Genomic DNA, 12,400 nt, shown 5'->3' on the forward strand with positions numbered 1-12,400 from the left:
CCTCTATTTTATCTATTCCTTCTTTTGAATCCGCAGCACAATCACATCTATATCGATCTTTTCTTTTTCATGAAAATGATAAGTGCGAGGTATGGGAAAACTATAAGAGAATTTATGTGTTATGCAACCACCCAATTTATTAAAAAATCTTTCTACAAATGGTTCTGTTTCAAGTACATGAAATGAATATACAACAGGAGCAATTTCCATAGATTTAGTCATGAAAATTCTATCTGCTTCCTTTCTTTTTGCTTTTTGTGCTCCAAATGGAGGGTTCTGAATTACAGTATCTGCACTTCCCGTAAAGTCGCGGATATCTTTTGAAATAAATTGTATATTATCTTCAACGCCCATCTTAGATGCTTGTATACCTGCAATTTCTACTGCTTCATGATCAATATCCACACCAGTAACTTCACTTGCCCCAAGTAAAACAGACCCAATAGCAAATATACCCGTACCACAGCCCAAATCAATTACTTTTTTATTTTTTATATCTCCCAAAGAGTATGCATTCCACAAAATATCAGAGGCAATGTTTGAAGGCGTCGTATACTGTTCCAAATGGACTTTTGGAGATTTATGGGGAGGAATTTGTTGAAGCATCATTTCAAGGTGTCTTTTTTTGGTAATTGTTATTTTTTTACTCATTTTAGCATCCATATAATACTTATCTTAAACTTAATTAGAAATAAATATAGATCAAATATAAATTAATAAGTGATCATGAATCATAGCTATAAATAACTAAATTAATCTACGATATCCAAGTTAATCTTAAACTTTTAGAGATATCATGTTTAAAATTATTGATAATCATGACGAAAACGTCATACAATCTTGTAGAGAAACTAATGTAAATAGTATTGCTAGGTGATATCATGTTTAATAAAATACTGATTGCTAATCGTGGTGAAATTGCAATAAGAGTAATGAGAGCATGTAAAGAGCTCGGTGTAAAAAGCGTCGCTGTATACTCTGATGCAGATTCAAATTCTCTTTTTGCAAAATATGCTAATGAAGCTTATAATATAGGAAATCCAAGCCCATCACAGAGTTATCTGAACATCGAAAAGATAATCGATGTTGCAGAAAAAAGTGGTGCTGAGGCAATTCATCCAGGTTACGGATTTTTAGCCGAAAATCCAAATTTAGGATTTGAATGTGAAAAGCATGGTATCAAATTAATAGGACCTAACGGATCTATTATAAAGGCCATGGGAAGTAAAATTGAGTCTAAAAAGTTAATGGAAAAAGCAGGAGTACCTGTTGTTCCAGGTACTGCCAAAGGGGTAACTGACATTGATGAAGCAGTTGACATAGCAGAATCAATTGGATACCCTGTCATTGTAAAAGCATCTGCGGGAGGTGGAGGAATTGGAATGCGTACAGTTTACGAAGAAGATGAACTTGTACGTGCAATTGAGTCCACACAGTCAGTTGCAGCCTCCGCATTTGGAGACTCAACCATCTACATTGAAAAATACATAGAAGAGCCAAGACATATTGAATTCCAGATACTTGCAGATGAACACGGAAACACCATTCACGCTGCAGACAGGGAATGTTCAATTCAAAGAAGACATCAAAAATTGATTGAAGAAGCACCTTCCCCAATTATGACTGAAGAACTCAGGGAAGAAATGGGAAGTGCCGCTGTTAAAGCTGCTTCTTATATAGGTTACACCAATGCAGGAACTGTTGAATTTTTATATTCAAATGGTGAATTTTACTTCCTTGAAATGAACACCCGTATACAGGTTGAACACCCTATAACTGAAATAATAACCGGAATAGATCTAGTAAAAGAACAGCTTAAAATAGCATCAGGTGAAGAACTCTGCTGCAGGCAGGAAGATATTACAGTAAGAGGACATGCCATAGAATGCAGGATAAATGCGGAAGATCCGCTGAATGACTTTGCTCCAAATCCTGGTAAAATAACTGGATACCGTTCTCCAGGAGGAATAGGAGTCAGAGTTGACAGCGGAGTTTACATGAATTATACGATACCTTCCTTTTACGATTCCATGATATCCAAACTTATAGTTTATGGAATGACAAGGGATGAATGTATAGCACGTATGAGAAGAGCCCTGAATGAATATATCATATTAGGAGTTAAAACAACTATTCCATTCCATAAATCAATGATGCTGAGTGAAAGTTTCATAAAAGCTAAACTGCATACCCACTTCGTTGATGAATACCGCGGCGAAATCATGGGGCACATGGCGCAGGTAATGAAAGCAGATGAAAAGATTGCAGCAAGGCTGAAATCTACATTCTTACCATCTCCTAAAATTGCTGCAGTGTCTGCTGCCGTAAATAGTTACGTGACAAACTTAAATAATTCCAAAAAGGAATTATAATTATTTTTTTTAGTTATACTATTATTTAAAATAAATCCGGTGTTAAAATGCTTAAGGAGATTTTATGAAAGTATATTTATATTTATTAAACACATTAGCAGATTGGGAAATCAGTTATTTAACAGCTGAACTGAACAGTGGCAGGTATCTGGATAATACAAAACCTTCGGTCGAGCTTATAACAATTGGGAATACCACAGAGCCGATAAAAACAATGGGAGGTATTACAATTACTCCAGATGAGAGTATTGATAATATCCGGTTTAAGGAAGATGATTTACTTATTTTACCTGGAGCAGACACATGGATGGAAGAGGAAAATAAAAAAATAATAGATATTGCTTCTGATGTTATAAATAAAAAAGTAATTATTGCAGCAATTTGCGGAGCCACAGTCGCCCTAGCAAATAAAGGAATATTAGACAATAGAAAACATACAAGTAATGATATAGAATTTTTTAAAATGTTTTGTCCTGAATACACTGGAGAGAATTTTTATTTAAATCAACCAGCAGTTACAGATGACAATCTAATAACAGCTAGCGGTATTGCCCCATTAGAGTTTTCATACGAAGTATTAAAAAGAACAAATTTAATGAAAACTGAAACTCTGGAAGCATGGTATCAATTATATAAAACTAAGGACTCAAAATTCTTCTATGCCCTTATGGAATCCATTGGAAAATGAAATTTATAACTTTTCTTCCATTTTTTAAATTTTTCAAGCTATTATCATCTTTTTGTCTTATGTCACTGATTTTAAATGAAGACCTAAGTTATAGTAAAAAAATGGTTTTATATGCACATACAAAAACTATAGCAACTTATGGCTAAAAATAGTATTTTTTATGAAAAGGTATACCATTTGATTTTCTAAGATTATTTCCCTTTCAAACTTTATTTTCATCCTATTGGGGCTTGAAAAGTCCTTTGTCTTAAAAGGATAATTAATTTATATAATCATGGGCAAGTAATATATGGATAGAAATATATCAATTGGATGTCAATTTTCATCTAATATTTTATAAAAATTAAGTGTACCTTTGCAGTACAATTTTGTACATTTTGATGAGCTAAAAGGTGACATTATAGAATCCTAACTATAAATATTAAATAAAATCGGTGTTAAAATGAAAGATAAAGTGTTAGAAGCTCTTTATGAAAAAAAAGGTAAATATATCCATATTGATGATCTAACTTCCAAACTTGAAATTCCAGAAGCAGAAGCACGTGAACATATAAACTCACTTAAAAATGAGGGATACACTATTGAAACATCTTCTAATAAAGAATTTAAGCTTAAAGAAGATCTAACCTTATTATTACCTCATAAACTCAAAGATGAACTCAACACCAATTACATTGGAAAAGAGATTCATTATTTTAGAGAAGTGGATTCTACAAATGAAGTTGCAAAAAAATTGGCCAGAGAAGGTGCACCAGAAGGAACAATTGTAATAGCAGAAAGTCAAAGGAGAGGAAAAGGCAGACGTGGAAAAAAATGGATATCTCCATTAGGCGGCGCATGGTTATCTATTATATTAAGGCCTAATACATTGCCTATTAATGCACCTCAATTAACATTTATAGCAGGTGTTGCAGCTGCAGAAACTATAAAAGACGAATATGGACTTGATGCAGGTATAAAATGGCCAAATGATGTTTTAATAGACGATAAAAAAGTTTGTGGAGTATTAACTGAAATAAGCACTGAAATAAACACAATTGACTACATCATTACAGGAATTGGAATCGATGCCAATATTGATATAAATTTACTCCCTCCAGAACTCCAAGATACAACGACATCTCTTAAAAGCGAACTGAATCATGATATATCCCGTATGATACTGGTACAAAAGTTCCTCGGAAATTTCGAAGCAATGTATGATGAATTCAACAAGGGTAACTTCCATGAAATTTTAAAAAAATGGCGTCAGCTTTCAAAAACAATTGGAAGGCAAGTAGAAATTAGAAAAGGAACCGAATTTATCCGCGGAGAAGCTGTAGGTGTAAACAGTAAAGGGGCTTTGATTTTAGAACTGGAAGATGGAACACTTAAAAAAATTATTTCTGGTGAGTGCAGGCACATATCTAGAAATTTATAGTGAGATGTTATGGAAAAGATATATTTCCTTTGATTTAAGTTCTGCTTTATTTTTTCAATCAATTCAATTTTTTGCAAAAATCAAAGATCTTTTGAGTGGGTAAATGGTAAAGTGAAATAAAAAGTCGAACCCCTGCCCAGTTCCGATTCAACCCAAATTCGCCCATCGTATTGCTCTATTATTCTTTTAACAACTGATAAACCTATTCCAGTTCCTTCATATTTGCCCATTGCATGTAATCGTTTAAAAACTTCAAAAATTTTATCTTTATATTCTTTTTCTATCCCTATCCCATTATCTGCAACAGAAAACATATATTCATTATTTCCTTTATCTATCTGGCATGAAATATGGATTTTTGTAGGTTCACCAGGCTTTCTAAACTTAATAGCATTGCTAATTAAATTCTGGAAAACCCTGACCATCTGATCTGAATCTGCCATAACATCCGGAAGAGGATCATGAGTAATCTCAGCCCTGTTTTTAGTAATTAAAGCATGTAAATTAGACAGAGCTTGTCCAAGTTCCACATTCATATTTACCTCTTTAAATTCAACTTTTTGAGTTCCAACACGGGAATACTCAAGTAACCCCTGAATCATTTCTTTCATGCGAACAGCAGCGTCCACTATAAATTCAATGAACTCATCAGCATCACTGTCAAGTTGGCCCCTGTATCTTCTCTCAAGAAGCTGTGTAAAACTTGCAATTGTTCTAAGCGGCTCCTGTAAATCATGGGATGTGATGTATGCAAACTGCTGAAGCTCATAATTAGAACGCTCCAACTCATCTATTATCTCTTTTAATTTCTCTTCTGCTTTTTTACGTTCTGTAATATCATGAGCAATCACATTAAAAGCAAATATTTCATCATCCTTTTTTAATGCTTTTAAATAGGTTTCAACATAGCGAACTTTGCCACTTCTGTCAATAAATCGTGATTCATACGGCTTTAAACTCTTTCCTTCCAAAATCTGAGAAACTTTTTTTATATGCAACGGCATTTCTTCATCAAGCAATAAGTTCAGTTCTGTAAAATGTTTACCAGCCAAATTTTCCTTAGATAATCCTGCAACTTCCTGTGCCGCCAAGTTTACATCCATTAAATTACCATCTGTCCCTACAAGGATTGTAGAATCTGGCGAAGAATTGAAAAGAGTCCTGTACTTTAGTTCACTCTCCCTCAGCTCTTTTTCTGCCATTTTGAGTTCTGTAATATCTTGATTTGCACCATAAGTTTTGATAGTTCGACCTTCAGCATCCTTAATAATTCCATAACGGACTATAATAAAGCGTTTTTCACCATCAGCCATCATAATTGTATGTTCAACCTGTCCAAAAAAGTCAGGATCATCTGTTTCTAAAGCTTTAGTTAATTCTTCTCTTACCATATACGATTCTTCAGGAGGAAGGAATTTTTGGGCATATTCCTCAGATGACATTTGTAATCCTCCTTCATGGTCAGCAGTGGTACCATACAACTTATAAAACCTATCATCAAAAGTAAACAAGTCTGAACTGACATTATATTCCCAGTACGCTAATTTAGCCATATCCATAGCTAACTTTAACTTCCTTTCGTTCTGGCGTAATTCATTTTCAGCCTGTTTACGCTCAGTTATATCTCTGATACTTGCCACTATGTATTGTTCTCCAGAAATATCAGTGTATAACGTTTTTTTAGTGAGTAAAATGTGTATATTGCCTTCAGAATCTGTGAATTCTTCTTCATTAACATTTTCCACTCCAGTTTTAAACACTTCTTCATCTTTCTCCCAGAAAATATCCGCTTCATGAGAGGGGAAGAAATCATAATCTGATTTTCCCAGAATTTCTTCTCGTGAATAGCCCATGAGTTTGCAGTAAGCATCATTTAAAAGAATCCAGCGATGCTGGTTATCCTTAACAAAAACAGGATCAGCAATTGAGTTTATAATTTTATCAAGATAATTCCTTGATTTAATAAGATCTTCTTCAACATGTTTGCGTTCTTGAATCTCTTTTCGCAGAGCATAATTAGATTCATTAAGCTCTCTAGTTCGCTTTTGTACTTTTAATTCTAAATTATTATGGGCTTCCCTTAGTTCTTTTAAAATCAAATTCTTAGATTTTGAGACCTCAAACATCAAATGTTTAAAGGCATCTTCAGCACCTTTACGCTTGGTAATATCTGTCCCAATACTTAAAACACCTGTAACCTCGCCATCATCATTATAAATACCTTTATTTGTCCATGCGACCCAAACTCTTCTCTTATCATGAGTTATATTCTCATTTTCCATATTAATATGAGATTCAGGATCACTTACAATCCTGTTAATGAGTTCTCTGAGATTTCTTCCAGAAGATTCAGTTTCAGGGACTATTGTACCAATAACATTTTTTCCCATAATTTTTTCTTTATTAAAACCAAAGAATTTCTCAGCAAATTCATTAAAAAAAGTAATTTGTCCTTTTTTATCCATTTTAAGGATAATACTGTTGGAATTTTCAACCAGTTCACGATATTTCTTTTCATTTTCCATTAATCTTTCTTCAATTTTTTTACGTTTAGTAATATCCTGAATCTGGACTAAATACCCTGAATCAACAACAGAAATAGTAAAATCTAAGTATGCAGTCCCTGATCTAGTAGGCTCATAATATCCTGCCGCCTTCATATCTTCAAAATTCATTTGGGACTGAAATTTAATTACCCCTTCACCAATCAGCTTTTCCTTCCTAGAAACAACATCAAGATTGTTAAATAGGTTTACACTTACATCCTCGGATTCTGGAATTCCAGCTATATCCTTAGCTGATTGATTTGCAGCGATTAATTTACCTTCGTTATCATAAAATAAAATACCTATTGGAGATTTCAAGAAAATTTCCCTGAATTTAATATCAGTTTCTTTAAATATAATTCCTCCGAACTATATTCATTTCCAATCCTCGTTAATTACTCTAATTTTTTAAGATAAATAACTTATGATTTATGCAATAAAACTCCTGCACAATTTTGTTCTTATTCATGTTTTATCAAATTATTTATCTAATTTAACAGTTCAAATGATTGATTTTTAAAATATACGTTAAAATAGATGATTTACACTTCATATAACGATATACTTAAGACTAATCGCTGCAACTTCAACTTATTTTAATAATTGCAGGTTCACCTACTTCCCCATCAACATCAAATTTCTTGCCCATTATTTTTTCTGTTACGAATATATTAGTAACAGCATGTAAAGTCAACTCTGCAGTTTTTACCTTTGATTTACCAGCTAGAGCCATATAAGGAATAATCTGATCTCCATTATATTTATCAACTGCAGCTCCACGAGATATATGATATAAAAGTTCTTCTGCTGCTTTTTCGCCAACTTTTTCCGCTCTTACTCCTCTTTCACCAATGGAACTTCCACCAACTCTAGTATTTCCCCCTGTCCAGAGAACGATGCCTGATCCTGGCCCTAATGTATTATCAGAATGTTCAATTTTAATTTCTGCGTCAAATCCATTCGCTTTAAGGACTTTTTCTGCACTTTCAGCCTGTCTTACTGCAACGTGTTCCGGCAGTTTTACAGCATGAGATATTCCCCTTATTTCATCTACCTCTAACTCACTGATATTAATTGGATTTAATTTTTTTACAGGGTTTATTTTAACATTAATGATACCTCCGCCACGAGGATAATGGCCCCTGCGGATTATATCTAATTCTGCATTATATCCCATTGATCTTAAAACAGGAAGGGTAACATGTTGAAGATAATTTACAGGTGGGGACCACCTCACATCGGTACCCCCTCTTATTTTAATGTTTACAGGGGCATCTGCAAATACGGCAGGTACCATAAATGCCTGAAGAACTAAAGTAACGCTTCCAGCAGTTTTAATGTCAATATTATAAGTTCCGCCCTTTACATTTTCAGGATAAAAAAACAGTTCTTTTGACTCTATTTCAAGTCCTTCAACATTTGCATTAGATAAACCTGCAACAGCCTTTACGGCATTTAAATGTTGAGGCATTAAACCAGATTTGGGCCGATTTGCACGAATATTAGTTATGTGAATAGGGTTCATGGTTAAAGCAGATAATGCAGTAGATATACGTAAAAGAGCTCCCCCACCTTCTCCATGAGATCCATCTATTTCAATCATGTTTTTTCAAAAACTCCTGTAAAATCTATAGAATTTTAGAATATCTTGATCCACTACAAAATTGGAGTGTTTATAAATATTAATGAGCCCAAGAATTTATTTTTAATTATGTTACTACAAAAAAAATAATGCATACATTAATATGCTAATTCATGCATCTATTAAGCATCGTACTCATATAAAACTAATTCACATGCTTCCTTATAGTTTACAATTTCATTTAGATGTGAAAAAGTCTCAATAAATGCCTTAACGATATACTCTTTATCAACACGTTCAGCATCTTCTGCTGCAAGATCTATCCTTATAGTTGGTGACGCTCCAGGCATTCCAACTGCAGGAATTGTAACTATATGATAGTTTCTAAGTAGAAGCGCTGAAAAAACACATGCAACATCTGCTGGACTAAATTCAGTTTCAACACCCTTCCGCTTTAATTCATTTATCAAATCATCAGCTGAAAGCATTACACCTGTTGGTGTTTCTTTAATACTACCAATTCCTTTTTTTATAGCTTCATAGACCAGATGTTTTTTTCGAAAGGCATCAATCATTCTTTCTCCATTGAAGCTTTCAATTGCCTTTATTATTCCTACCATCGTTGCAGATTGAGCTTCAAGGCCAAATTGATGTGCCTTAGACTTTATTAAATCTACAATTTCGCCTTTTCCAGCCATGAGCCCTGCCCTTGGACCATCCATTAACTTATCCGTACTGGTTATAACCAGATCGGCACCCATATCCATCGCTTTAGGCTGATTGTACAGTACAGTTCTTAACCTTGCTCCAGATGCGTCATCTACAAACACAGGGATATTTTTTGATCCTGATATATCTATTATTTTCAAAAATTCATCTTCTTTTATGATATCATGGTCCATTGTAGAACCAGTTATAATAACTAAAGACGTGTTATCATTAATTTCGAATTCATCAAGATTATCAAATTCCCTGTAAGAAGCACCTACAAGCGCGGTACTTCGAGGAATGGAGGGGTGAGATGGAAATTTTGGTAAATAATGAATAACTTCATCACCACTTGATACAAGAGCTAGAATAGTTGCTAGAATTCCTGATGTTGTTCTATTAAATGCAAGTATCTTTTCTCCACCCAGATGCTCTTTTCCAAGATTTTGTAATTCACTTTCAAATATAGCAGGGCCTGCATATGTTTCAAGGAGATCTAAATCTTCCTGACTCAATTTAAATCCTCCAGCAAGGCCTGTTAAATCGTAAAGTGCATTTCTTCCGTTTTGCTTCAAAATGGAACTGATAATTCTAAATGAGTTTTCTCTCTTTTTAACTTCATCAACAGGAGATTTAATAAGCATTTTCTTCCCTTGTGTCCTGATCAGATCTGCCTTTAGTTTCAGCTTTTAAGACAATAGCATGGTCTGCAGAGTTCTGCAGTGCAGCACTGAATCCAGGCTCTACACCAATCACAATTGTTTCTTTCCCATTTTCCTTTGCTTTGTTTATAATTGGTAAAAAATCAGCGTCACGAGTCATGAGAGCAACAACATCAATATTAGGATTATAAATCAATTCCATACCTTCAACAGCCATATAAACATCAGTATCGCCCGCAACGACAACTGGAGTAAATCCCTGATTTACAATAGCTTCTATAAGTTTATCTGAAGCGTATTGGTTTAAAAGGACTTTACCCACCCTCATATCACCAAAATCAGCCACAATTTTTCTTACAATATCCAGATTAAGGCTAAATTCTTTCCTTAGCATATTCGGTCCATCAACAAGAAGACCTATAGTCTTTCCACCTGCTTCCCTTTTTTTTAAAGGAATGTAATCCTTTAAAGAAGTCAGTTTTTCAAAGCTACGCATGGTTATCCTCCGACTTATTTTAAATATTTCATTAACCCATATATTAAATAGAGTAAAAAACAATGCTTAATTGCTTTTAAATTAATTTATTATTGTTTTTTTACAGTACAGGCTGTTTTTAATCGGTTTTATAGAAAATATTTTTAAATTTCCACATTCTAAATAATATTAACCGTCTAAATATTATGTTCATTTTTCTATATTACTTTACTTATCCAGTTATATAACATGCCTGTAAATTTTATTAGATAAGCTTTTTTTACAACAGTTCATGATTTAAATTTAATTTTTTATATAGTTTTAGATTTATTTCGCTTAAAATTAGTCCAAATTTCCCCCAGACGTAATCGGAACCCATGAGTTATATGTGTTGTGTCACCCATACCATTCAATTTCCAACACAAAAATCCCACACATTATATTTTTAACCTGTAAGTTGTATTTTCCAGTAGCTGCAAACTCATTATTAAATTTTATTTCCGTATATATATATCACCATAATTGTTTTATTTTGACAAATAATGATAAATAACCCATACTTAAGTAAAATTTTAAGTAAAAACAAGTTAAAAAATTTAGATAACTTGTTAGAATCAGATACCCCCATTTATTATTTTTTTTATTTTATAAGTAATAATATTTTAAAGTATAATTCAAACATATTATAAAATCAAATAACCCCTACAATTAATTTTTTGAAGTAGTAACTATTCATTAATAGCTTATTTAATGTTATCTCCTCATTGAGGCAATAATATAAAATAATAGGTGATTAATATAGTACAACTGGCGAAATGAGTATAAAAATTAGTATGGCCCGCAAAATCGAAAACTTTGCCGCGTTAAAAATTGAAAATTTTTAAAGCGCTAAAGGAGTTCATTAAATGGTTCTTTAATGATTTCATCAAAAGGACTCATTTTATTAGATTTTATCAAAAATGCCAATATAGAATTTATTAAATTAATATTATTAATTACATTCCATGATTTTTTCGTCTGGCCAACCACAAAATTATAGCCAAAATAACGATTAAAACTATTATTCTCAGCAATATATGCCATAAAGATACAGCAGTGGTTGTGGTTGTTACAGTCGACACCATCGATATTTTCCCTAATAACTTTTAGCTTATGATTTTATTTAAATGATTTTGTACATTCTAAAAATTCACTAAAAGAACTCATTTTGATTTTATAAAAAGAAGCCGTAAAAAAAGAATTTAATTTAATGACGGGTAAACTCATTTGATTGGTGCCTTTTATTCAACAGCAGTAACCAATAAAATCACCATTTTTTTTCCATGGCAATACTTGGCTGTCATTAGCTACAAGGCCGCTGCGTTAAAGCATTTTACTGTATTAAAAATTAATTAATATAAAAAGATTTAGTTTATTGAATCATAAATCCCTTTACCATTTCTTCAACAGCTTTAATTTCTTCTCCCGTCGGAACTCCATTATTAAATGGATATTCATTTTCAGGGAAATATTCAAGTATTTTTAAGCCTTTTTCATCGTCTGATTCAACTACAAATCGTTTAATGTTTCCTAAAGGTATATTAGCTATCATAGGTAAAATTTTATCCTTTTTTTCTTCTTCCATTCCCATGATATTAAGTTTAATAAAGTGTTTTTGATGTTCAACCGAATATCCAAATTCCAGTACTTTAACTTCCAGCATAAAATCACCATAGAACATTTAATCACCATATAACTTAATTTTTACGATATGTACAAATCCTTATTTTCATTACTCTTTCGATATAACTCAGTTGATAGGTACATCTAATAGATTCACCTGCCTAGAAACACCTTCATTTTGTTCATGATTACAACACTCCCATAAATCTATCCTAAGCATTAAAATCCCAAAGTTTTCCTAAAATTTAAACACCATACTAACTTACTCTTCAAATCCAAATTCTA

General features: G+C 32.8%; 9 protein-coding genes. 3 read left to right on the top strand and 6 right to left on the bottom strand.

From position 1 onward, the window contains the following. Positions 1-12: 12 nt before the first annotated feature. Positions 13-651: an METTL5 family protein gene (locus AAGU07_RS04445; RefSeq protein ID WP_342457969.1), complete on the bottom strand. Its 639-nt coding sequence runs from the start codon at positions 649-651 to the stop codon at positions 13-15. Between the two features lie 230 nt (positions 652-881). Here AAGU07_RS04445 and AAGU07_RS04450 point away from each other — a divergent pair, with 230 nt between their 5' ends. The 3 genes from AAGU07_RS04450 to AAGU07_RS04460 all read left to right on the top strand — a co-directional run bounded on the left by AAGU07_RS04450 (position 882) and on the right by AAGU07_RS04460 (position 4,480). Next, entirely contained in the window at positions 882-2,372 is a 1,491-nt protein-coding gene (locus tag AAGU07_RS04450) for an acetyl-CoA carboxylase biotin carboxylase subunit (protein ID WP_342457970.1), read from the top strand. A 64-nt stretch (positions 2,373-2,436) separates the two neighbouring features. After that, on the top strand, positions 2,437-3,060 hold the full coding sequence (locus AAGU07_RS04455; protein WP_342457971.1) for a type 1 glutamine amidotransferase family protein: 624 nt from the start codon (positions 2,437-2,439) through the stop codon (positions 3,058-3,060). A gap of 442 nt (positions 3,061-3,502) precedes the next feature. Then, positions 3,503-4,480 (top strand): biotin--[acetyl-CoA-carboxylase] ligase, encoded by a 978-nt coding sequence (locus AAGU07_RS04460; protein ID WP_342457972.1) that lies wholly within the window; start codon positions 3,503-3,505, stop codon positions 4,478-4,480. Between the two features lie 80 nt (positions 4,481-4,560). On the opposite strand, the gene AAGU07_RS04465 is transcribed toward AAGU07_RS04460, so the two are convergent. The 5 genes from AAGU07_RS04465 to AAGU07_RS04485 all read right to left on the bottom strand — a co-directional run bounded on the left by AAGU07_RS04465 (position 4,561) and on the right by AAGU07_RS04485 (position 12,173). Then, a complete protein-coding gene (locus AAGU07_RS04465; protein WP_342459339.1) occupies positions 4,561-7,386 on the bottom strand; it encodes a PAS domain S-box protein in 2,826 nt (941 codons plus the stop codon). Positions 7,387-7,612: 226 nt separating this feature from the next. Then, the gene (rtcA, locus tag AAGU07_RS04470; RefSeq protein ID WP_342457973.1) at positions 7,613-8,629 is read right to left on the bottom strand and encodes an RNA 3'-terminal phosphate cyclase; all 1,017 of its coding nucleotides are present in this window, start codon (positions 8,627-8,629) and stop codon (positions 7,613-7,615) included. 161 nt (positions 8,630-8,790) lie between these two features. Continuing rightward, positions 8,791-9,960 (bottom strand): TIGR03576 family pyridoxal phosphate-dependent enzyme, encoded by a 1,170-nt coding sequence (locus AAGU07_RS04475; protein WP_342457974.1) that lies wholly within the window; start codon positions 9,958-9,960, stop codon positions 8,791-8,793. After that, positions 9,950-10,474 carry a TIGR00288 family NYN domain-containing protein gene (locus AAGU07_RS04480; protein ID WP_069582905.1) on the bottom strand — a complete coding sequence of 175 codons (525 nt, stop codon included), beginning with the start codon at positions 10,472-10,474 and terminating at the stop codon, positions 9,950-9,952. The genes AAGU07_RS04475 and AAGU07_RS04480 overlap by 11 nt, the downstream gene beginning before the upstream one ends. A gap of 1,390 nt (positions 10,475-11,864) precedes the next feature. After that, complete coding sequence (locus AAGU07_RS04485; protein WP_342457975.1) at positions 11,865-12,173, bottom strand: hypothetical protein; 309 nt, start codon at positions 12,171-12,173, stop codon at positions 11,865-11,867. Positions 12,174-12,400 lie beyond the last annotated feature (227 nt).

The sequence above is a fragment of the Methanobacterium sp. genome (genome assembly GCF_038562635.1).
In the GTDB taxonomy this organism is placed as follows: domain Archaea; phylum Methanobacteriota; class Methanobacteria; order Methanobacteriales; family Methanobacteriaceae; genus Methanobacterium_D.